Genomic DNA, 20,265 nt, shown 5'->3' on the forward strand with positions numbered 1-20,265 from the left:
GGGGGCACAGACTGAAATGTCTAGGCGAGAGGAGTTCGCCTGTCCACCTCCGCGCTATCGGCGTTTCTGAGGCCCCCTTTAACGAAAAAGCCCGCCAATCGGCGGGCTTTTCTGACTGACCAGGCTCAGGCCGTGGCAGGGCGTAGCGAGTAGGTCTTGAGCTGCTCGGCGAAGTCGCGCAGCGACTGGATACCGCTGGCCTCGGCCTCGTGTACCCACTGCTTGATCGCCTCCAGCATCTCGTGGCCGTTGCTGCTGGTCCTGACCCAGATCTGCTGCAGAGCGATGCGCTTCTCGTAGATCACCTTGAGCGCCTGGCTCTGCTCCAGCATCGCGGCGATGCGCGCCTGATGGGTCTCGTCGAGCAGGCTGGTCTCGCGCGACAGCAGACGCTTGGCGCGGCGGAACAGGTGGCGGGCCGAGGCATCGGCCTTGGCCAGCTCCTGCTGCACCAGCGGCTTGATCACCAGCTTGCGGTACTGCGCCATGATCTGGAAGCGGTTGTTGAGGATGGCCATGGCGGTATCCATGTCCAGGCTGCGCTTGCCCTCGACGCGGTGGGCAATGGGCGCCACGCGCTGCACCTTGGCCAGACGCAGGAAGCTGAACAGCTGGATCCAGGCCCAGCCCAGGTCGAACTCCCACTTCTTCACCGACAGCTTGGCGCTGTTCGGGTAGGTGTGGTGGTTGTTGTGCAGCTCCTCGCCGCCGATCAGGATGCCCCAGGGCACCAGGTTGGTGGCGGCATCACGGCACTCGAAGTTGCGGTAGCCAACGGCATGGCCCAGGCCGTTGATCACACCGGCTGCCCACACCGGGATCCACATCATCTGGATCGCCCACACGGTCATGCCGAGCACACCGAACAGGGCCAGGTCGATGATCGCCATCAGCGTCACGCCGCCAATCTGGAAGCGGCTGTAGAGGTTGCGCTCGATCCAGTCATCCGGGCAGTTCTTGCCATAGATGCGCAGGGTCTCTTCGTTCTTAGCCTCCGCCTGGTAGAGCTCCGCGCCCTTGCGCAGCACGGTGCTCAGGCCCTTGATCACCGGGCTGTGCGGGTCATCGACGGTTTCGCACTTGGCGTGGTGCTTGCGGTGGATGGCCGTCCACTCGCGGGTGTTCTGGCCGGTGGTCAGCCACAGCCAGAAACGGAAGAAATGCTTGAGTGCCGGGTGCAATTCCAGCGCGCGGTGCGCGGAGTAGCGGTGCAGGTAGACGGTGACGCTGACGATGGTGATATGGGTCAGCACCAGGGTGACCGCCACCAGTTGCCAGGGCGACAGGTCGAGTAAACCGTTGTACCACATGTAGGGTGTAGCCTCGCGGGGAAGAGAACGACTGTAAACTCAGTCTCCCCGGCATTATCCCCAAGCTGCGGGAGAATGCCAGTGCGCCGTTAGACGAGAATGCACTGGATGCCGTCTTATCTATAATGTGCGGCATTTCGCAAAACTCGCCCCCGACCAGTTCCCCCATGATTATTCAGCGCAAACCGCTGCAGCTCACCCTGCTTTACCTGATCGCCTCGGTGTTCTGGGTGCTGTGCAGCGATACCCTCCTGCTGGGTCTGGGCTTCGACCGTGAAACCCTCAGCCACTTCCAGACCCTGAAAGGCCTGGGCTTCGTGCTGCTCAGCAGCCTGGTGCTCTATGCCGTGCTGCTGCGCCACTGGCGCAAGCAGGACCAGGCACGCCGGGAACTGAAGGAGAACGAGGAACGCCTGGCCCTGGCGCTGGATTCCGCTCAGGAGGGCATGTGGGACTGGGACATGAAGAGCCAGCGGGTGTTCTACTCGCCACGCTATTGCGCCCTGCTCGGCTTCACGTCACAGGAGTTCGGCCAGGACCAGCAGGCCTGGATGTCGCGCCTGCATCCGGATGACCGCAAGATGGCCGAGGAGCGCCTGCGCGCGCTGCTCGAGGAGCGGACAGCGCATTACGAGGGCATCTTCCGACTGCGCCACCGTGATGGCGAATACCGCTGGATCTACTCTCGCGGGCAGCTGCTGCTCGACGCCGCCGGCCGGCCGGATCGCTTCATCGGCACCTCCAGCGACATCACCCAGCGTCGCGCCGACGAGGACAGCCTGCGCCAGGCCGCGGCGGTCTTCGACAGCACCCTCGAAGGCGTGCTGGTCACTGATCGCGATATGCGAATCGTGCACGTCAACCCGGCATTCAGCCGCATCACCGGCTATGCCCCCGAGGATGTGCTGGGACAGTCGCCGCGACTGTTCAAGTCAGGGCACCACGACCTCGACTTCTACAAGAGCCTGTGGCACGCCCTGGAACAGCGTGGTTCCTGGAGCGGAGAGATCTGGAACCGGCGCAAGGGCGGCGAGATCTTCCCGATGTGGCAGTGCATCCGCAGCATCCATGACGAGAACGGCAACCTCAGCCACTACGTCGCGGTGTTCTCCGACATCAGCGCGATCAAGCGCTCGCAACGCGAACTGGACTACCTGGCGCACCACGACCCGCTGACCACGCTGCCCAACCGCCTGCTGTTCGGCGAACGCATCGAGCAGGCGTTGCAGCGCGCCCGCCAGGACGGTCGCCGTGGTGCTCTGCTGCTGATCGACCTCGACCATTTCAAGATCGTCAACGAAAGCCTCGGTCACAGCTTCGGCGACCGCCTGCTCAAGCTCATCGGCACGCGCCTGAGCGAGGGTCTGGGCAGCAAGGTGACGCTGGCACGCCTGGGCGGTGACGAGTTTGGCCTGCTCAGCCACGACGGTACTCAGGCCGAGCAGGCTTCCTCGCTGGCGCAGCGTGTGCAGGATTGCCTGGCGCAGCCGTTCATCGTTGACGAGCAGACCATTTTCATCGGCGCCAGCATCGGTATCAGCCTGTTCCCCGACGATGGCGACTCGGTGGAGCAATTGCTGCGCAATGCCGACTCCGCGCTGTTCCGTGCCAAAAGCAGCGGGCGTCAGGCGTTCAGCTTCTACAGCCAGGACATGACGGCTCAGGCGCGCCTGCGGGTGAAACTGGAAGCGGAACTGCGTCAGGCACTGGAACATGACCAGCTGCGGGTGCACTACCAGCCCATCCACCGCCTGAACGACCATGCCCTGATCGGCGTCGAGGCCCTGGTACGCTGGCAACATCCACAGCGCGGCCTGGTGCCGCCGGGCGAGTTCATCCCGGTGGCCGAGGACAGCGGCCTGATCGGAGCGATTGACGCCTGGGTACTGGAGCAGGCCTGCGCGCAGATGGTGCGCTGGCAGGCGCAGGGCGTGCCACTGGAGTTCGTGGCGGTGAACGTCTCCAGCCGCCTGTTCAGCCGGGGCGAACTGGATCAGCGAGTCGAGCACGTCCTGCGTGAAACCGGGCTGGAGCCGGCGCGCCTGGAGCTGGAAGTGACCGAAAGCGCGGTCATGGACGACGCCGACCGTGCCCTTGAGCTACTGCGTCAATTGCAGGGCTTCGGCGTGCGCCTGGCCATCGACGACTTTGGTACCGGGTATTCCTCGCTGGCAAGGCTCAAGCGGCTGCCCGTGAACAAGCTCAAACTCGACCAGAGCTTCGTCCGCGGCCTGCCGCAGGACCATGAGGACGCCGCCATCGCGCGAGCTGTCGTCAGCCTTGGCCAGAGCCTGGGCCTGCGCGTGCTGGCCGAGGGTATAGAAACCGAGGAGCAGGCCAACTACCTCCAGCAGATCGGCTGTGGCTACGGCCAGGGCTACTGGTTCGGTCGCCCGCAACCGGCCGAGCAGTTGCGGGTGGTCACGCACACGGCCTAAAGCGCCTTAGAGCTTGGCAATCGACACCTCGGTGGATTTGACGAAGGCGATCACCTCACTGCCTACCTGCAGCTCCAGCTCGCGCACCGAGCGAGTGGTGATCACCGAGGTGACGATGCCGGCAGCGGTTTGCACGTCGATCTCCGAGAGTACGTCGCCAATCACGATCTCCTTGATGGTGCCCTTGAACTGGTTGCGTACGTTGATGGCTTTAATGGTCATGGTGTTGCTCCTTTGAGGTAGCCCGGAAACAGTCCGGGAGAGGGGTTACAACGCCCAACGCAGCTGCGTGGGCAGGGGGGAAACGGGGTCCGGCTGCGTCGGCAGCTCGGGCAGCGCCAGCACCCGGCCGAGCACCTCGGCCTCCAGCGCGGCCAGGCGCGCCGAGCCGCGCTGGCGCGGGCGGGGCAGGTCGACGGCCAGGTCCAGGCCGATGCGGCCGTCCTCGATCAGGATCACCCGGTCGGCCACCGCCACCGCCTCGGCCACGTCGTGGGTCACCAGCAGCACGGTGAAGCCGTGCTGCTGCCACAGGCGCTCGATCAGCTGCTGCATCTCGATACGGGTCAGCGCGTCCAGTGCACCGAGCGGCTCGTCGAGCAGCAGCAGGCGCGGCTGATGGATCAGCGCGCGGGCCAGCGCCACGCGCTGCTTCTGCCCGCCGGACAGGGCCGCCGGCCACTCCTGGGCGCGGTCGGCCAGGCCGACGGCGGCCAGTGCCTCGCGGGCCCTGGGTTTCCAGTCGCCGGACAGACCCAGGCCGACGTTGTCGATCACCCGCTTCCACGGCAGCAGGCGGGCGTCCTGGAACATCAGCCGGGTATCCTCGCGGGCGGCGGCCAGCGGACCGTTGCCGGCCAGCAACTGGCCGCTGCTGGGTTGATCGAGGCCGGCCAGCAGGCGCAGCAGGGTGCTCTTGCCGCAGCCGCTGCGGCCGACCACGGCGACGAACTGCCCGGCCGGGATGTGCAGGTCGATGCCCTGCAGCACCTCGCGCTCGCCAAACGCCTTGCGGATGCCTTTCACCGCGAGGGGAATGCCCTGGCGGATGCTGTGCAGGGCGGTCATCGCACACCTGCCTTGGCCTGGTAGGCCGGGTGCCAGCGCAGCCAGGTGCGCTCGAGCAGGCGAGCGGCCACATCGGCCAGCTTGCCGAGTACCGCGTAGAGCAGAATGGCCAGCACCACCACGTCGGTCTGCAGGAACTCGCGGGCGTTCATCGCCAGGTAGCCGATGCCGCTGCTGGCGGAAATGGTCTCGGCGACGATCAACGTGAGCCACATGAAGCCTAGGGCGAAGCGCACGCCGACCAGGATCGACGGCAGCGCGCCGGGCAGGATTACCTGCCAGAACAGGGCGAAGCCCCTGAGGCCATAGCTGCGCGCCATTTCCACCAGCGCCGGGTCGACATTGCGGATGCCGTGGTAGGTGTTGAGGTAGATGGGGAACAGGGTGCCGAGGGCGACCAGGAAGATCTTCGCCGCCTCGTCGATGCCGAACCACAGAATTACCAGCGGGATCAGCGCCAGGTGCGGCACGTTGCGGATCATCTGCACCGAGCTGTCGAGGAAACGCTCGCCCCAGTTGGACAGGCCGGTGATGAAACCGAGCAGCAGCCCCAGGCCGCCGCCGATGGCGAAGCCGATGGCGGCGCGCTGCCCGCTGATGGCCAGGTGGGTCCAGATCTCGCCGCTTTCCAGCAGCGCCCAGCCGGCCGCGATGACCGCGCTCGGCGCCGGCAGGATGCGGGTGGATAGCCAACCAGCCACCACCGCGCCCTGCCAGATCGCCAGCAGGGCCACGGGCAGGGCCCAGGGCGCCAGGCGGCGACCCATGTTGTGTAGCCTGTGCGTCGACATGCTCAACGCTCCTTAACTGTGAGTGTGGACAACCACCCTCTCCCCCAGCCCCTCTCCCGCAAGCGGGAGAGGGGAGCCAAGCCCGTGCCGGCGCACTGGCGGGCAGCGTAGGTCTGCTCCCTCTCCCATTGATGGGAGAGGGCTGGGGAGAGGGTGCCTTTTAACTGGCCGCAGCCGCCTTGGGCAGAATGTCGCTGGAGATCATTTCGCCGAACGGGCTGACGTAGCCGCGCGACGCCGGGCGTTCCGGCTGGGCGATGTCCAGGTGCGGGAACAGCAGCTCGGCGACCCGGTACGACTCCTCCAGGTGCGGGTAGCCGGAGAAGATGAAGGTGTCGATGCCAAGGCCGGCGTACTCCTTCACCCGCGCGGCCACGGTCGGGCCATCGCCGACCAGCGCGGTGCCGGCGCCGCCACGCACCAGGCCGACCCCGGCCCAGAGGTTGGGGCTGACTTCCAGGTTGTCCTTCTTGCCGCCATGCAGGGCGGCCATGCGCTGCTGGCCGACCGAATCGAAGCGCGCCAGAGAGGCCTGGGCGCGGTCGATGGTGTCCTGGTCCAGGTGACTGATCAGCCGGTCGGCGGCGGCCCAGGCCTCTTCGTTGGTCTCGCGCACGATCACGTGCAGGCGAATGCCGAAACGCACCTCGCGCCCTTGGGCCGCGGCCTTCTCGCGCACGGCGGCGATCTTCTCGGCCACCGCGGCCGGCGGCTCGCCCCAGGTCAGGTACAGCTCGACCTGCTCGGCGGCCAGGTCCTGGGCGGCCTCGGAGGAGCCACCGAAGTACAGCGGCGGGCGCGGCTGTTGGAGCGGCGGGTAGAGCAGCTTGGCGCCCTGCACCTGGATATGCTTGCCGGCGTAGTCGACCGTCTCGCCCTCCAGCACGCGGCGCCAGATGCGGGTGAACTCGACGGAGGCCTCGTAGCGCTCCTCGTGCGACAGGTGCAGGCCGTCGCCGGCCAGCTCATCCGGGTCGCCGCCGGTGACCAGGTTGAACAACGCGCGGCCGCCCGACAGACGATCCAGGGTCGCCGCCTGGCGCGCGGCCACGGTGGGCGAGATGATCCCGGGGCGCAGGGCGACCAGGAACTTCAGGTTCTGCGTCACCGGGATCAGCGAGGCAGCCACCAGCCAGGAGTCCTCGCAGGAACGCCCGGTGGGGATCAGCACGCCACCGAAGCCGAGGCGGTCGGCGGCCTGGGCGATCTGGGTGAGGTAGCCATGGTCGACGGCACGCGCGCCTTCGGCGGTGCCGAGGTACTTGCCGTCGCCGTGGGTGGGGAGGAACCAGAAGATATTCAGGCTCATGGAGTGGTCTCCTTGAAAAGTCGTTCTCCCCTCTCCCCTTGGGAGAGGGGTCGGGGCGGCCCGCGCAGGGGTGAGGGAAGAGCCGGTCTGCGCCATCCCCTCACCCGGCCCTTAGGGCCACCCTCTCCCGGAGGGAGAGGGGGTCATGTCACTGCTGGGCCACCTTGGCCGAAGCCGGAGGAGTCCAGATCACGTCCTTGATGCTCAGGCGCTTGGGAATCAGCTTGAGGTCGCTGAAGGTGTCGGCGATCTTCTGCTGCGCCTCGACCACAGCCGGAGTGATCAACTGCGCACCGTAGGCCTGGCGCTCCACCGCCGTGCGGGTGATTTCCGGGGCCAGGCCCAGCAGCGGTGCCACCTGGGCGGTTGCCTCGGCGCTGTTGGCGCGGGTCCACTCGCCAATGCCACGGATTTCCTCGACCAGCACGCTGACCACTTCCGGGTGCTTCTCGGCGTAAGGCCTGGCGGCCAGATAGAACTGGTGGTTGGCCACCAGGCCTTCGCCGTTGCGCAGGGTGCGCGCCTGCAGCTGCTGCTCGGCGGCGGCCTGGAAGGGGTCCCAGATCACCCAGGCATCGACGCTGCCACGCTCGAAGGCGGCGCGCGCATCGGCCGGCGGCAGGTACACGGGCTGGATATCGCTGTACTTCAGACCGGCGTCTTCCAGGGCACGTACCAGCAGGTAATGCACGTTGGAGCCCTTGTTCAGGGCGATCTTCTTGCCCTTCAGCTCACTCACCGACTGAATCGGCGAATTCTTGGGCAGCAGGATCGCCTCGCTACGCGGTGCAGGCGGCTCATGGGCCACGTAGAGCAGGTCGGCGCCGGCGGCCTGGGCAAATATCGGCGGGGCCTCGCCGGTGGTGCCGAAGTCGATCGAGCCAACGTTCAGTCCCTCGAGCAGCTGCGGGCCGCCAGGGAACTCGGTCCACTGCACCTCGATGCCCTGCTCGGCCAGGCGCTTCTCCAGCGAGCCCTTGGCCTTGAGCAGCACCAGGGTGCCGTATTTCTGATAGCCGATTCGCAGGGTCTCGGCCTGAGCTTGAGTGATGGCGCCGAAGGAAATGGCCGCAGCAAACAGGGCGACCAGGCTCCGACGCAAAGTGATAGTGCGCATGGCGCTCTCCTTTGCAATTCGTGATTTAGGTGTCGACCTGCTCGCCCGTTGGCGGGGGAGTAAGGAAGGTTGTTGCATGTATCGCGGGTTTCACCCGCGTCAATTCAGATGCTCCAGCGGGCGTTCACCAGCCGGTCGTTCAACAGCTGCGGGTCGATCGGCCGGGGGCGGCGCGCCAGGGCGGCGAGCAGCTGGTCCAGCGACTCGTCGAGACGCTCGCGCAATTCGTCGTCGATGCGGGCGGGGAGGTCCCCTTCCGCATAGGCGATCTGCTTGTCCACGGCGAACACGCCGGGGAGCATTTCCTGGGCCTTGAGCGCGGCCAGCACCGGCTTCAGCGCGTAATCCACGGCCAGCAGGTGGGCCGGGCTGCCGCCGCTGGCCAAAGGCAACACCGCCTTGTGCGCCAGGGCGCGCTCCGGCAGCAGGTCGAGCAGTACCTTGAGCGCGCCGGTGAACGACGCCTTGTACACCGGCGTCGCCACCACCAGGCCGTCGGCGCTGGCCACCGCGGCCTGCAGCTGCTGCACGGCGGGGCTGGTGAAGTCGGCGTGCAGCAGGGCCTCGGCCGGAAAATCACGCACGCGCAGCAGGCTGACTTCCAGGCCGTGACCCTGCAGGTGCTGGCGGGCGTACTCCAGCAGCAGCTCGGTGCGCGAGCGCGCTGAGGGGCTGCCGGACAACAGAACCACGTGCATGGCGGCCCCTCAGCGGTTCGGCTGCGGGGTCAGACGCAGGTAGGGTTTCACCGCACGATAGCCCCTGGGGAAACGCTGGGCGATTTCCGCCTCATCCTTGAGCGACGGCACGATCACCACCTCGTCGCCGTCCTGCCAGTTGGCCGGGGTGGCGACCTTGTGCTGGTCGGTCAGCTGCAGCGAGTCGATGACGCGCTGGATCTCGTGGAAGTTGCGCCCGGTGCTGGCCGGGTAGGTGATGATCAGGCGCACCTTCTTGTTCGGATCGATGATGAACAGCGAACGCACGGTCAGGGTATCGTTGGCGTTGGGGTGGATCAGGTCATACAGGCCGGAAACCTTGCGGTCGGCGTCGGCGATGATCGGGAAGTTGACGCGGGTGTTCTGCGTTTCGTTGATGTCATCGATCCACTTCAGGTGCGAGTCCACCGGGTCCACGGAAAGGGCGATGACCTTGACGCCGCGCTGGGCGAAGTCGTCCTTCAGCTTGGCGGTGAAACCCAGCTCGGTGGTGCACACCGGAGTGAAATCGGCCGGGTGGGAGAACAGCACGCCCCAGCTGTCACCCAGCCAGTCGTGGAAACGGATGCGGCCTTCGCTGGAGTCCTGCTCGAAATCGGGGGCGATGTCGCCCAGACGGATGCTCATGGTGTTGCTCCTCAGAGGTTCGTTGCGTGGGGCTCACTATGCTCAGGAACGAAATGGAATAAAAAGAATAAATAACGATTTATTTATTCCATAAAGAGATATGAGGGTCCCAACAAAAAAACATAAGCATCTAATCAATTATTCTTTCAAAGAATAAAAATCCGCTTCTATAGTCGGCGGCGTTATCCGAATCCAAGGACGTCCGATGAAACGCCTACTGCCCCTCTCCCTGCTAGCCGCCAGCTTCGCCCTGGCCACTTCCGCCCAGGCGGCAACTCTGCTCAACGTCTCCTACGACGTGATGCGCGACTTCTACAAGGACTACAACGCCGCCTTCCAGAAGCACTGGCAGGCCGAAGGCGGCCAACCGCTGCAGATCCAAATGTCCCACGGCGGTTCGAGCAAGCAGGCAAGGGCGGTGATCGACGGCCTGGCCGCCGATGTGATCACCATGAACATGGCCACCGACATCAACGCCCTCGCCGACCACGGCGGCCTGGTGCCGCGGGACTGGGCCGCGCGTCTGCCGGACAACAGTGCGCCCTTCACCTCCGCCACCGTGTTCATCGTGCGCAAGGGCAACCCCAAGGCCCTGCAGGATTGGCCGGACCTGCTCAAGGACGGCGTGCAGGTGGTGGTCCCCAACCCCAAGACCTCGGGCAACGGTCGCTACACCTACCTCTCCGCCTGGGGCTACGTGCTGCAGAATGGCGGTGACGAGGGCAAGGCCAAGGCCTTCGTCGGCAAGCTGTTCAAGCAGGCGCCGGTGCTGGATACCGGCGGCCGCGCCGCCACCACCACCTTCATCCAGAACCAGATCGGCGATGTGCTGGTGACCTTCGAGAACGAGGCCGAGATGATCGCCCGCGAGTTCGGCCGCGGCAGCTTCGAAGTGGTCTACCCGAGCGTTTCCGCCGAGGCCGAGCCGCCGGTGGCGGTGGTCGACAAGGTGGTGGACAAGAAGGGCACCCGCGCCGAAGCCGAGGCCTACCTGAAGTACCTGTGGTCGGAGGAGGGCCAGCGCATCGCCGCCAACAACTACCTGCGCCCGCGCAACGAGAAGATCCTCGCCGAGTTCGCCGACCGCTTCCCCAAGGTCACCTTCTTCAACGTGAACCAGACCTTCGGCGACTGGCCGAGCATCCAGAAGACCCACTTCAACGATGGCGGCGTGTTCGACCAGATCTACACCGCGCAGTGACCGCGTCCCCCCTCTCCCCCTGGGAGAGGGGAAGGGGGTGAGGGACTCTCACCCCGTCCGCCGCTGCATTCATGACACCACCGGCTCGGAGCGTTTCAGGCCCATCAGTTCCGGCTCGAAAAACAGCAGCACCAGCAGCGCCTGGCCGATGACGAAGATGTGGCCGAGCTGGCGCTGGAGACCTTCTTTCCGGCCGACGAGGCCGGCGCCTGATATCTGCGCTCGCTGGCGCAGAGCTGACGGCTTGCAGGATGGCGAATCTACCCCCATCTTGAGCAGCCCATCAGGAAAACGGACTGCGCCATGCTCGAACTCGTCTCGGTCATCACCATTACCCTGCTCGCGGTGATCAGCCCCGGCGCCGACTTCGCCATGGTCAGCCGCAACAGCATGTTCCTCTCGCGCCGCGCCGGTCTGCTCACGGCGCTGGGCATCAGCCTCGGCGTGCTGGTGCACGTGACCTACTCGATGCTCGGCATCGGCCTGCTGATCTCGCAGTCGATCCTGCTGTTCAACCTGGTCAAGTTTGCCGGCGCCGCCTACCTGATCTGGCTCGGCATCAGCATGCTGCGCAGCCGCAAGCTCGATCCGCAGCAGGTAGTCGCCGCGCCGCAGCTTAGCGACTGGCAGGCGCTGCGCATTGGCTTCCTGACCAACGCGCTGAACCCCAAGACCACGCTGTTCGTGGTCGCTCTGTTCACCCAGGTGATCAGCCCGGACACCGCCACCCTGACCCAGCTCGGCTACGGCCTGTTCATGTCCGCCGCCCACCTGTTCTGGTTCGCTCTGGTGGCCTATGGCTTGTCCTCGGAAGCGGCACGCGGCCTCGTCGCCCGCAGCCGGCACTTGATCGAGCGCGCCATCGGCGGTGTGCTGGTCGCCCTGGGGTTGGGCCTGGCAGCCTCGTCGTTGCAGCGCAGCTAAAAAAAAACCGGGCCGTAGGGCCCGGAAATGCTTCCACCTTGAGGTTCGTTTACAACGTCAGCTCGGTCAGTGCCTCGCCGCGCAGGTAGGCCAGCTCCACCGCGCGGCGGTCGCGCGGGTGGGGCAGCGGCACGGCCAGTTCACGCTGGATGCGACTGGGGCTGCCGCCGAGGATCAACACCCGGTCGCTGAGATAGAAGGCCTCGTCGAGATCGTGGGTGACCAGCAGCAGGGCGATGCCATAGCGGTCCGCCAGGCCCACCACCAGGTCCTGCAGCTTCATGCGGGTGAAGGCGTCCACCGCGCTGAACGGCTCGTCCAGCAGCAGCACCTGCGGGCGCTGGTACAGGCCGCGGGCGATGGCCACGCGCTGGGCCATACCGCCGGAGAGCTGCTTGGGCAGCTTGCTGCCCTGGCCGGCGAGGCCGACATCCTCCAGCAGTTGCTCGATCCACTCGGCGTCGGCGCCACTACCGGCGGCGAAACCAACGTTCTGCGCCACATTCAGCCAGGGCATCAGCCGTGGCTCCTGAAACACCACGCCGATGCCCGTGCCACCGCCGAAATCGAGCAACGGGTTATGCGCCAGACCGCCGGTGAAATCCTGGTCGAGGCCGGCGGCGATGCGCAGCAGGGTACTCTTGCCGCAGCCGCTGGGGCCGAGCAGGCTGACGATCTCGCCCGGCGCCAGGCTCAGGTCGACGTCTTCCAGCACGCGCTGGCCGGCGAAGGCCTTGTGGATGCCGCGCAGTTCCAGCAATGCACTCATCTCAGCCCTCCCCGCCGACGAAGCTGTCGCGCCAGTGCAGCGCGCGGGTTTCCAGCTGCTTGAGCAGGCCGTCGCTGAGCTTGCCGAGTACGGCGAGCAGGAGGATGGCGGCGATCACCAGGTCCGGACGCGAAGTCTCGCGGCCGTCGCTGAGCAGATAGCCGAGGCCCTGGGTGGCGGCGATCAGTTCGGCGGCGACGAGGAACATCCAGCTCAGGCTGAGCGCCCCGCGCAGCCCGGTGAACAGGCTCGGCAGCGCCGCCGGCAGGAGGATGCGCCGGGTCAGCGCGACGCCGGACAGGCGATGCAGGCGACCGACCTCGACCAGCTTGCGGTCGACGTTGCGGATACCGGCGAGCAGTGCCAGGTACACCGGGAAGAAGGCGCCCAGGGCGATCAGCACCACCTTGGGCGTCTCGTCGATGCCCAGCCAGAGCAGCAGCAAGGGCACCCAGGCCAGGCTGGGGATGGCGCGCAGGGCCTGGAAGGTAGGTTCCAGGTAGCTCTCGGCGCGCCGGCTGAGGCCGACCCAGGCACCGATCAGCACGGCCAGCGCCGCGCCGATGGCGAAGCCGGCAGCGACCCGCGCCAGGCTGACGCCGATATGCCCCCACAGCTCGCCGCCGGCGGCCAGCCACCAGAGGGTCTGGCCGACCTGGCTGGGCGCCGGCAACTGATGCGCCGGTATCCAGTCCAGGCGCACCAGCGCTTCCAGCAGCGCCAGCAACGCCAGCGGCAGCGCCAGCCCACGCCAGTTACCTGCATAGAGGCGCCGGACAGCGGGTGAACGCTCACGCGACACCGTCGCGCGAACGGCCAGCAGGGTGGCGAGCAGACTGCTACCGGGCATGGCTCACTACTCCGTCTTGGCCACCGGCTGGCCGATCACACCGGCGGCCAGCTGCGGGCTGATCAGCTGGTCGACCACCGCGGCCACGTCGGTACCCGGGCGCACCAGCTGCTCGTCGAGCAGGATCGGCGCGGCGGCCTTCAGCGCGGCGACGTGCTCGGCACCCGGCTGCGGGTTGCTGAAGTCGGTACGCGACAGTTGCAGCTTGGCCACTTCCAGCGGCAGCTTGGCCTCCCTGGCCAGCAGCTCGGCAGTCTGTTGCGGATGGGCGAGGGTCCACTGGCGCGCCTCTTCGTACGCGGCGATGACCTTGCCGATCAGCTGCGGCTGATCCTTGAGGAACTTGTCGCTGACGTTGAGCACGCCGTAGCTGTTGAACTCGACGTTGCGATAGAGCAGGCGCGAGCCGGCCTGCAGCTGGCTGGCGGCCAGGTGTGGATCGAGACCGGCCCAGGCATCCACGTCGCCGCGCTCCAGGGCCACGCGGCCATCCGGGTGCTGCAGGTGGACGATCTCCACGTCGCCCTTGCCCAGGCCGGCGGTGTTCAGGCTGCGCAGGAGGAACAGGTAGGGGTCGGTGCCCTTGGTGGCGGCGACCTTCTTGCCCTTGAGGTCGGCCAGGGTCTTGATTGGCGAATCCTTGGGCACGGCCAGAGCGGTCCATTCCGGGCGGCTGGCGATGTACACGGTCTTCACCGGGCTGCCGTTGGCACGGCTGAGCACGGCGGCCAGGCCGGCGGTGGAGGCGAAGTCGATGCTGCCGCCATTGAGGTATTCGAGGGAGCGGTTGCTGCCCTGGCTGAACACCCACTTAACGGCGATGCCCTCGGCGGCCAGGCGTTTTTCCAGGATGCCCTGGTCTTTCAGCACCAGGCTGGTCGGCGCGTAGTAGGCATAGTCGAGGCGGACTTCCTTGGGCGCGGCAGCCTGCGTGCCCAGCGGCAAGGTGGCGGCCAGCAGGGCGGCGAGCAGATAGCGGGGTTTGAAGCTTTTCATGGGGAATCTCCCTGGACTCTGGGTGAGACCTTCCCGGCCGATGGCGGCCGGGTCAGGAGAAAGGTGAAGCCTGGCCGGTCAGAGGAGAGACAGGGTGTAGCTGACGATCAGGCGGTTTTCATCGACGTCGGTTGCGGTGGTGTTGCCACGCAGTGAGGCGTTTCGCCAAGAGAAACCGAGGCCCTTGAGCGCGCCTTCCTGCAGCACGTAGTCGAGGCGGAAGTCGCGCTCCCATTCCTTGCGATCACCGCCGACAGCATCGATGTTGTCGCCTGACAGGTAGGTGGCGGTGGCCTTCAGGCCCGGTACGCCGACCTGGGTGAAGTCGTAGGCATATTCGGCCAGCCAGGTACGCTCGCCGGCGGAGAGGAACTTGCCGATCTGGCGGTCGGTGATCAGGTAGGCAGTGGAGCCGTCACCCTGATTGAGGAACGGGAAGGCGCTGTCGCCCGAGACCTGCTGGTAGCCTGCGCTCAGTGCATGGCCCCCGAGGGTGTAGGTAAAAAGAGCGCTCCAAGTATTGTTATCCACCTCGACGCCAGTCACCCGGTTGGCGGCATTGATCTCGCCCTGAGCCAGGTAGCCTTCAGCTCGCCCGGCAACGCTGCCGTTCTTGCCATCGGAATCGCTGCGGAAGTAACGCAGGTCGGTCTTCAGCGCACCCGGACCGATCGCCCAGCTATGGGTCAGGCCGAGGAAGTGCTGTTTGTAGAAGTCTTCCAGGTTGCCGTAGTAGTACTGAGCCAACAGGTCCTTGCTGATCTTGTAGTCGGCACCACCGTAGTAGAACTTGTTGCTGTCGGCCTGAACGCCTCGCACTGCAGTGGCACCAGCGATACGCAGGGAGATATCGTCAGTAGACGAGCGAGTCTTGGTGTGCTCCAGCTGACCGGCAGTGAGGGTCAGGTTGTCGATCTCGTTGGAAGTGACCTGGCCACCCTCGAACAGCTGCGGCAGCAGACGACCGTCGTTGAAAGTCACCACTGGCAGCTTCGGCTGCAGGGTACCGAGGCGGGCCTCGGTCTTTGACAGGCGCGCCTTGGCAGTAACGCCTGCCTTACTGTAGTCGTCTACGGCCTTGCCATCGCTGTCCAACGGGAACAGTTGGCCAGGCTTGCGGCTGTCACTCACGTCTCCATCGCCACCGGCATCGAGCTTGAGGCCAACCAGGCCGACCGCGTCCACGCCGAAACCGACGGTACCCTCGGTGAAGCCGGAGGTGTAATTGAAAAGGAAGCCCTGGCCCCATTCATTGGCGGCGCTGCGGTCATCGGCAGTGTTCTTGGTGTTCAGGTCGTAATAGAAATTGCGCAGGCCGAGGGTGGCCTTGCTGTCTTCGATGAAACCGGCGGCGGACGCCTGCTGGGCGATCACGCCGAGGGCGACGGCCAGGGCCAGGGTGGACTTGTTCATGCTCGATGCTCCAGATGCTGTTCTTGGTCTAGTGCTGGGGCCCGGGTTGGCGGGGAGCCCCTGATTGATCGGGCTCGGTGCGGTGGTCCGCTGACGGCTTGGCGGCCAATCTAGGGGATTTTGTTAATCCCTAAAAAGAATTGTTTTTCACTTTTATAAAACTAAAAAGAATAAAAGAAGAATTCAGTACTGCGCATAAGCTAATGATCAAAAAGTATTTGAGCGCTACTTTTTAGATCGCTTAGCTTGAAAGCCACCGGACCACCGGACTTCCTGCCTTCACCCGAAGAGTCCCGTGTTCCGCCGCCTCGCCTGGCCGGGACGCCCCACCACGAGGTCCGTCATGTCCCGCTTTCCCTTCTCCCGCCGCAGCATGCTCGGCCTTGGCCTGAGCCTCGGCCTGCTCGCCGCCCTGCCCGCCCAGGCCGACACCCCGCTGCGCATCGGCTACCAGAAGTCCTCCACCCTGATCAGCCTGCTGAAGAGTCAGGGCACCCTGGAACAAGCCCTGGCCGACCAGGACATCCGCGTCAGCTGGCACGAGTTCGCCAGCGGCCAGCCGCTGCTCGAGGCACTCAACGTCGGCAATATCGACCTGTCCGCCGATGTCGCCGACACCGTGCCGGTGTTCGCCCAGGCCGCCGGCGCGCAACTGGCCTACTTCGCCCGCGAGACCCCCTCGCCGGCCGCCCAGGCGATCCTGGTGCAGGACGGCTCACCGCTGCGCAGCCTGGCCGACCTCAAGGGCAAGAAGGTGGCGGTAACCAAGGCCGCCGGCGCCCACTACCTGCTGATCGCCGCACTGGCCAAGGCCAACCTGAAGTTCAGCGACATCCAGCCGGCCTACCTGACCCCGGCCGACGGCCGCGCCGCCTTCGAGAACGGCAAGGTCGACGCCTGGGTGATCTGGGAACCCTTCCTCAGCGCCGCCCAGCGCCAGCTGCCGACCCGCACCCTGGAGGGCAGCCAGGGTCTGGCCAGCTACCAGCGCTACTACCTGACCAGTAGCCGCTTCGCCGCCGAACATCCCGAGGTGCTGCAGACCGTGTACAGCGAACTGGCCAAGGCCGGCGACTGGCTGCGCGCCAACCCGGCCGAGGCGGCGCGGATTCTCGGCCCGCTGTGGGGCAACCTCGACCCGGCCATCGTCGAGCAGGCCAACGGCCGGCGCAGCTACCAGGTGCGTCCGGTGGAGCCGGACGGCCTGGGCGAGCAACAGAAGATCGCCGATGCCTTCTTCGCCGAGGGCCTGTTGCCCAGGGTCGTCGACACCCGCGCCGTGGCCACCTGGCAGCCGGAGGCCGAGCATGTCCAGTGAAGCCCGCCATCTGCACCCGCAGGCTGAGCCGCTGCTGGATGCGCGGCTGTTCCCCGCCGACTTCGGCAACCTCACCGTCAAGGTCGAGCGCCTGGCGCGCAAGCTGGCCGAGAGCGCGGTGGAACGCGACCGCCGTGGCGGCCATGCGCGTGCCGAGCGCGAGCTGATCCGCGACAGCGGCCTGCTGAACCTGGCCATCCCGCAGCGTTTCGATGGCGCGGAACGGCCCTGGCCGGAGATCTACCGTATCGTCCGCCACCTAGCAGCCGCCGACAGTTCGCTGGCCCACCTGTTCGCCTTCAACCACCTGCAGGTGGCCACCGTCCTGCTGCACGGCAGCGCCGAGCAGCAGCGCCACTGGCTGGGCCGAGCGGCGCGCGAGCGCTGGTTCTGGGGCAACGCCAGCAATGGCCGCGACCTCGGCCTGCAGCTGCAGGCGCGCGAAGAACACTTCGAGCTCAACGGGCGCAAGTCGTTCTGCTCCGGCGCCCTCGGCGCCGACGCGCTGGTGGTCAGCGCGCCGCGCGCTGGCAGCGCCAGCGATCGGGTGTTCCTGGTGCTGCCGGCGCAGCGTGAGGGCCTGGCGATCAACGACGACTGGGATGCCTTCGGCCAGCGCCAGACCGACAGCGGCACGGTGCAGTTCGAGAATGTCTTCGTCGACCGCGACGAGCTGCTGCTCTCCGGCGGCCACAGCCCGCGCAGCAGTCTGCGGGTGTGCGTGTCGCAGCTGATCCTCACCCAGCTCTACCTGGGCAACGCCCAGGCCGCCCTGGACGGCGCCCTGCGCTACGTGCGCGAACAGGCGCGGCCCTGGGCCGGCGCAGAGGTCGAGGCAGCGGTCGAGGATCCCTTTATCCAGAAACGTTTCGGCGAGCTCTGGCTGCTCTACCGTAGCGCCCTGCTGCTGGCCGAGAACGCTGCCGAGCGCCTGCAGCGGGCCTGGGAAAAGCCCGCCCTGGGCGCGGCGGAACGGGGCGAACTGGCGTTGCTGATTGCCGAGGCAAGGGTAGCCTCGGCCCGCGCGGCGCTGGAAATCACCAGTCAGGTGTTTGAGGCCATGGGCGCGCGCGCTACCGCTTCGCACTATGGCTTCGACCGCTTCTGGCGCAATGTCCGGGTGCACAGCCTGCATGATCCGCTGGACTACAAAGTGCGTGACATCGGCCAGTGGCTGACCCGCGGCGTGGCGCCGACGCCGTCGCTGTACTCCTGAACGCGCAAGCCGGGCGCGGCGGCATTTTGTCCGCGCCGGGGGCAGACTTTTCCGAGTGACTGTGTAGAATCCCGCGCCCGAAAAAAGCAGGAGTCACTCGATTGGTCACCCACTACTTCACCGCGCCAGAGAACGTTGCATGCGGGCGCGCGGGCGCGAACCTGAACGGTAGCCAGGACCTGGCCGAGGTGTCGTGCAAGCTCTGCCTGCGCTCTGCCGACAAGAAGGTCAACGAGCCCGTGCGCAAGACCCCGAGCCTGGCCGAGCTGCGGGCGGCCGCCAAGGCGGAGAAGGCCGCGCAGGCCGAGGCCGCTGCCAGCCAGCGCACCGTACGGGTAGCGCGCGGCGAGTGGCAGCAGCGCCTGGCGCAGCTGCCGGGACGCAGCCGACTGCCGCGCGGCATGGCTCGCTAAACCGGAACCCCGTGGCGCCGCCACGGGGCATGGCCGCTAGCGGCGCACCAGCGGTGGTGTGCGCGGCGGCACCTGGCGCTTGCTGCCAGTGGCCTCGAAGGCCGCGGCCAGGCTCAGCAGCTGGTTGTCGTCATAGGCACGACCGGCAAAAGTCAGCCCCACCGGCATGCCGATATCGGCCATCACGCCCATCGGCACAGTGACGGTCGGCACGCCCAGGTGGCGGATGGCCAGGTTGCCGTTGGCCACCCAGATACCGTTGCTCCAGGCGATGTCCGCGGACTGTGGATTCACGTCGGCATCCGCCGGGCCCACGTCGGCGACGGTGGGGAACAGCACGGCGTCCAGGCCCTGCTGCGTCATCCAGTCTTCCAGGTCGAGCTTGCGGGTCTGCTCCAGCCCACGCAGGCCGGCCGCCAGGGTCTCGATCTGCTCCCAGGTCTTGAGACCGCGCTTGGCCATGTTGACGTACTCGTCCATGCCGGCCGCCAGGTCGTCCTCGCGGTTGGGCAGGGTGCCCGGGTCGTGCGGGAATATCTGCGGCCCGTCGACATCCGCCAGCCGGTTCAGCTTGGGGTCGCCATTGGCGCGCAGGAAGTCGTCGAACGCCCAGCCCGACAGCTCCCACAGCTCGTCATGGAGGAACTCCGGGCTGACGATGCCGCGGTTGAACACGGTGGGCGCGCCGGGGCGGTCTCCCTCGCAGTTGGACACCAGCGGGAAATCGACCTCGACCACTTCGGCCCCGGCCGCTTCCAGCGTCGCGCGCGCCGCCTCCCAGAGTGCGATCACCGACGCGCGGGTGTGGATGCGTTGCCCGGTAGGCCCGCCGATGCCGGGCTTCTCGCTGGTGCCGGCCAGTTCGTCCTTGTTGATGTACATGCGCGGCACGCCCAGGCGCTTGCCCTTGAGCACGGCCGTGCCCTTGGCCAGCGCCAGGTAGGACGCCGGGCGCACCTCGGACGGTTTGGGGATCGGCACCCAGGGCTGCAGGCGCCAGAGATCGCCACGCGTGTCCGGATCATCAGCCACCACCAGGTCGAGCACTTCCAGCAGGTCGGCCATGGTCCGCGCGTAGGGCACCACCACGTCCATGGTCGGCGTCAGCGGCCAGTTGCCGCGCACCGAGATCACCCCGCGCGACGGCGTATAGGCACACAGGCCGTTGTTCGAGGCCGGCCCACGGCCGCTGGACCAGGTTTCCTCGGCCAGGCCGAAGGCGGCGAAGCTGGCGGCGGTGGCGGTACCGGCGCCATTGGACGAGCCGGAGGCGAAGGGCGCGGTCAGGTACTGCGCGTTGTACGGACTTTCGGCGCGGCCATAGACGCCGCGCTGCATGCCGCCGTTGGCCATGGGCGGCATGTTGGTCTTGCCCAGACAGATGGCGCCAGCGGCGCGCAGGCGCTCGATGGTGAAGGCGTCGCGCTGGGCCACCAGGTCCTTGAAGGCCGGGCTGCCGGAAGCGGCGGTGAGACCCTTGACCAGGTAGCTGTCCTTGGCCGTGTAGGGAATGCCATCCAGCGGGCCGAGGGTCTCGCCACGGGCACGCCGGGCGTCGGATGCCGCGGCCTCCTGCAGCGCCTCAGGGTTACGCACCACCACGGCATTGAGGCGGGTGGCGGAGTCGGGGCCGTCGTAGGCGTCGATCCGGGCCAGGTAGGCCTCGACCAGTTCGACCGCAGTGGTGCGGCCGGATTCGAGCGCGGCACGCAGCTCGGCAATGGAAACCTCGGTTACCTCGATCATCTTGTCCCCGCTGGAGGCTTTGGTGCACGGCGGATGCCTG

The 20,265-nt window shown here is 66.7% G+C and carries 20 protein-coding genes; 6 read left to right on the forward strand and 14 right to left on the reverse strand.

Features of this window, described 5'->3' with window-relative positions:
- Positions 1-125: 125 nt before the first annotated feature.
- Positions 126-1,310 carry a delta-9 fatty acid desaturase DesA gene (desA, locus tag ACOAPY_RS20390; RefSeq protein ID WP_076581329.1) on the reverse strand — a complete coding sequence of 395 codons (1,185 nt, stop codon included), beginning with the start codon at positions 1,308-1,310 and terminating at the stop codon, positions 126-128.
- Between the two features lie 167 nt (positions 1,311-1,477).
- Here desA and dibA point away from each other — a divergent pair, with 167 nt between their 5' ends.
- Positions 1,478-3,748 carry a phosphodiesterase DibA gene (gene dibA, locus ACOAPY_RS20395; protein WP_465154525.1) on the forward strand — a complete coding sequence of 757 codons (2,271 nt, stop codon included), beginning with the start codon at positions 1,478-1,480 and terminating at the stop codon, positions 3,746-3,748.
- Between the two features lie 6 nt (positions 3,749-3,754).
- On the opposite strand, the gene ACOAPY_RS20400 is transcribed toward dibA, so the two are convergent.
- The 7 genes from ACOAPY_RS20400 to ACOAPY_RS20430 all read right to left on the reverse strand — a co-directional run bounded on the left by ACOAPY_RS20400 (position 3,755) and on the right by ACOAPY_RS20430 (position 9,379).
- A complete protein-coding gene (locus ACOAPY_RS20400) occupies positions 3,755-3,970 on the reverse strand; it encodes a TOBE domain-containing protein (protein ID WP_076427208.1) in 216 nt (71 codons plus the stop codon).
- A gap of 45 nt (positions 3,971-4,015) precedes the next feature.
- Positions 4,016-4,816, reverse strand: coding sequence for an aliphatic sulfonates ABC transporter ATP-binding protein (ssuB, locus tag ACOAPY_RS20405; RefSeq protein WP_286948668.1), 801 nt, complete (start codon positions 4,814-4,816; stop codon positions 4,016-4,018).
- A complete protein-coding gene (gene ssuC / locus ACOAPY_RS20410) occupies positions 4,813-5,607 on the reverse strand; it encodes an aliphatic sulfonate ABC transporter permease SsuC (RefSeq protein ID WP_465154526.1) in 795 nt (264 codons plus the stop codon). The genes ssuB and ssuC overlap by 4 nt, the downstream gene beginning before the upstream one ends.
- Before the next feature lie 160 nt (positions 5,608-5,767).
- The gene (gene ssuD / locus ACOAPY_RS20415; RefSeq protein ID WP_465154527.1) at positions 5,768-6,916 is read right to left on the reverse strand and encodes an FMNH2-dependent alkanesulfonate monooxygenase; all 1,149 of its coding nucleotides are present in this window, start codon (positions 6,914-6,916) and stop codon (positions 5,768-5,770) included.
- A gap of 148 nt (positions 6,917-7,064) precedes the next feature.
- Complete coding sequence (locus ACOAPY_RS20420; RefSeq protein ID WP_465154528.1) at positions 7,065-8,033, reverse strand: sulfonate ABC transporter substrate-binding protein; 969 nt, start codon at positions 8,031-8,033, stop codon at positions 7,065-7,067.
- Positions 8,034-8,137: 104 nt separating this feature from the next.
- Positions 8,138-8,731: an NADPH-dependent FMN reductase gene (gene ssuE, locus ACOAPY_RS20425; RefSeq protein ID WP_076427198.1), complete on the reverse strand. Its 594-nt coding sequence runs from the start codon at positions 8,729-8,731 to the stop codon at positions 8,138-8,140.
- A gap of 9 nt (positions 8,732-8,740) precedes the next feature.
- Positions 8,741-9,379, reverse strand: coding sequence for a peroxiredoxin (locus ACOAPY_RS20430; RefSeq protein WP_465154529.1), 639 nt, complete (start codon positions 9,377-9,379; stop codon positions 8,741-8,743).
- Between the two features lie 205 nt (positions 9,380-9,584).
- Between ACOAPY_RS20430 and ACOAPY_RS20435 the strand changes: the two genes are divergently transcribed.
- Complete coding sequence (locus ACOAPY_RS20435) at positions 9,585-10,580, forward strand: sulfate ABC transporter substrate-binding protein (protein WP_280054907.1); 996 nt, start codon at positions 9,585-9,587, stop codon at positions 10,578-10,580.
- 69 nt (positions 10,581-10,649) lie between these two features.
- On the opposite strand, the gene ACOAPY_RS20440 is transcribed toward ACOAPY_RS20435, so the two are convergent.
- Entirely contained in the window at positions 10,650-10,850 is a 201-nt protein-coding gene (locus ACOAPY_RS20440; RefSeq protein ID WP_465154530.1) for a hypothetical protein, read from the reverse strand.
- Positions 10,851-10,883: 33 nt separating this feature from the next.
- Here ACOAPY_RS20440 and ACOAPY_RS20445 point away from each other — a divergent pair, with 33 nt between their 5' ends.
- Positions 10,884-11,504 (forward strand): LysE family translocator, encoded by a 621-nt coding sequence (locus ACOAPY_RS20445; protein ID WP_465154531.1) that lies wholly within the window; start codon positions 10,884-10,886, stop codon positions 11,502-11,504.
- A gap of 49 nt (positions 11,505-11,553) precedes the next feature.
- On the opposite strand, the gene ACOAPY_RS20450 is transcribed toward ACOAPY_RS20445, so the two are convergent.
- From ACOAPY_RS20450 to ACOAPY_RS20465, 4 genes are all read right to left on the reverse strand, one after another.
- Positions 11,554-12,273 carry an ABC transporter ATP-binding protein gene (locus tag ACOAPY_RS20450; protein WP_280001173.1) on the reverse strand — a complete coding sequence of 240 codons (720 nt, stop codon included), beginning with the start codon at positions 12,271-12,273 and terminating at the stop codon, positions 11,554-11,556.
- A 1-nt stretch (position 12,274) separates the two neighbouring features.
- The gene (locus ACOAPY_RS20455; RefSeq protein WP_465154532.1) at positions 12,275-13,123 is read right to left on the reverse strand and encodes an ABC transporter permease; all 849 of its coding nucleotides are present in this window, start codon (positions 13,121-13,123) and stop codon (positions 12,275-12,277) included.
- Between the two features lie 6 nt (positions 13,124-13,129).
- On the reverse strand, positions 13,130-14,119 hold the full coding sequence (locus ACOAPY_RS20460; protein WP_465154533.1) for an aliphatic sulfonate ABC transporter substrate-binding protein: 990 nt from the start codon (positions 14,117-14,119) through the stop codon (positions 13,130-13,132).
- Between the two features lie 78 nt (positions 14,120-14,197).
- Positions 14,198-15,532 carry an OprD family porin gene (locus tag ACOAPY_RS20465; protein WP_465154534.1) on the reverse strand — a complete coding sequence of 445 codons (1,335 nt, stop codon included), beginning with the start codon at positions 15,530-15,532 and terminating at the stop codon, positions 14,198-14,200.
- Between the two features lie 343 nt (positions 15,533-15,875).
- On the opposite strand from ACOAPY_RS20465, the gene ACOAPY_RS20470 reads away from it, so the two are divergent.
- The 3 genes from ACOAPY_RS20470 to ACOAPY_RS20480 all read left to right on the forward strand — a co-directional run bounded on the left by ACOAPY_RS20470 (position 15,876) and on the right by ACOAPY_RS20480 (position 18,479).
- Positions 15,876-16,850, forward strand: a complete 975-nt coding sequence (locus ACOAPY_RS20470) for an aliphatic sulfonate ABC transporter substrate-binding protein (RefSeq protein WP_465154535.1) — start codon at positions 15,876-15,878, stop codon at positions 16,848-16,850.
- Positions 16,840-18,066 carry an acyl-CoA dehydrogenase family protein gene (locus tag ACOAPY_RS20475; RefSeq protein ID WP_465154536.1) on the forward strand — a complete coding sequence of 409 codons (1,227 nt, stop codon included), beginning with the start codon at positions 16,840-16,842 and terminating at the stop codon, positions 18,064-18,066. Before ACOAPY_RS20470 ends, ACOAPY_RS20475 begins: the two co-directional genes overlap by 11 nt.
- A gap of 101 nt (positions 18,067-18,167) precedes the next feature.
- Positions 18,168-18,479, forward strand: coding sequence for a hypothetical protein (locus ACOAPY_RS20480; RefSeq protein WP_465154537.1), 312 nt, complete (start codon positions 18,168-18,170; stop codon positions 18,477-18,479).
- Positions 18,480-18,515: 36 nt separating this feature from the next.
- Here ACOAPY_RS20480 and ACOAPY_RS20485 read toward each other — a convergent pair whose 3' ends face one another.
- The gene (locus ACOAPY_RS20485) at positions 18,516-20,225 is read right to left on the reverse strand and encodes an amidase (RefSeq protein WP_465154538.1); all 1,710 of its coding nucleotides are present in this window, start codon (positions 20,223-20,225) and stop codon (positions 18,516-18,518) included.
- Positions 20,226-20,265 lie beyond the last annotated feature (40 nt).

The sequence above is a fragment of the Pseudomonas stagnisoli genome (assembly GCF_048595745.1).
GTDB classification, from domain to species: Bacteria; Pseudomonadota; Gammaproteobacteria; order Pseudomonadales; family Pseudomonadaceae; genus Aquipseudomonas; species Aquipseudomonas alcaligenes_A.

Bases quoted from the DNA above. Each gene is read 5' to 3' on its own strand.
- ssuC (WP_465154526.1), bottom strand. From the start codon at position 5,607: ATGTCGACGCACAGGCTACACAACATGGGTCGCCGCCTGGCGCCCTGG.
- ACOAPY_RS20440 (WP_465154530.1), bottom strand. From the start codon at position 10,850: ATGGGGGTAGATTCGCCATCCTGCAAGCCGTCAGCTCTGCGCCAGCGA.
- ACOAPY_RS20460 (WP_465154533.1), bottom strand. From the start codon at position 14,119: ATGAAAAGCTTCAAACCCCGCTATCTGCTCGCCGCCCTGCTGGCCGCC.
- desA (WP_076581329.1), bottom strand. From the start codon at position 1,310: ATGTGGTACAACGGTTTACTCGACCTGTCGCCCTGGCAACTGGTGGCG.
- ACOAPY_RS20420 (WP_465154528.1), bottom strand. From the start codon at position 8,033: ATGCGCACTATCACTTTGCGTCGGAGCCTGGTCGCCCTGTTTGCTGCG.
- ACOAPY_RS20465 (WP_465154534.1), bottom strand. From the start codon at position 15,532: ATGAACAAGTCCACCCTGGCCCTGGCCGTCGCCCTCGGCGTGATCGCC.
- ACOAPY_RS20475 (WP_465154536.1), top strand. From the start codon at position 16,840: ATGTCCAGTGAAGCCCGCCATCTGCACCCGCAGGCTGAGCCGCTGCTG.
- ACOAPY_RS20455 (WP_465154532.1), bottom strand. From the start codon at position 13,123: ATGCCCGGTAGCAGTCTGCTCGCCACCCTGCTGGCCGTTCGCGCGACG.
- ACOAPY_RS20445 (WP_465154531.1), top strand. From the start codon at position 10,884: ATGCTCGAACTCGTCTCGGTCATCACCATTACCCTGCTCGCGGTGATC.
- ACOAPY_RS20470 (WP_465154535.1), top strand. From the start codon at position 15,876: ATGTCCCGCTTTCCCTTCTCCCGCCGCAGCATGCTCGGCCTTGGCCTG.
- ssuD (WP_465154527.1), bottom strand. From the start codon at position 6,916: ATGAGCCTGAATATCTTCTGGTTCCTCCCCACCCACGGCGACGGCAAG.
- ACOAPY_RS20430 (WP_465154529.1), bottom strand. From the start codon at position 9,379: ATGAGCATCCGTCTGGGCGACATCGCCCCCGATTTCGAGCAGGACTCC.
- ACOAPY_RS20485 (WP_465154538.1), bottom strand. From the start codon at position 20,225: ATGATCGAGGTAACCGAGGTTTCCATTGCCGAGCTGCGTGCCGCGCTC.
- ssuE (WP_076427198.1), bottom strand. From the start codon at position 8,731: ATGCACGTGGTTCTGTTGTCCGGCAGCCCCTCAGCGCGCTCGCGCACC.
- ACOAPY_RS20435 (WP_280054907.1), top strand. From the start codon at position 9,585: ATGAAACGCCTACTGCCCCTCTCCCTGCTAGCCGCCAGCTTCGCCCTG.
- dibA (WP_465154525.1), top strand. From the start codon at position 1,478: ATGATTATTCAGCGCAAACCGCTGCAGCTCACCCTGCTTTACCTGATC.
- ACOAPY_RS20400 (WP_076427208.1), bottom strand. From the start codon at position 3,970: ATGACCATTAAAGCCATCAACGTACGCAACCAGTTCAAGGGCACCATC.
- ssuB (WP_286948668.1), bottom strand. From the start codon at position 4,816: ATGACCGCCCTGCACAGCATCCGCCAGGGCATTCCCCTCGCGGTGAAA.
- ACOAPY_RS20450 (WP_280001173.1), bottom strand. From the start codon at position 12,273: ATGAGTGCATTGCTGGAACTGCGCGGCATCCACAAGGCCTTCGCCGGC.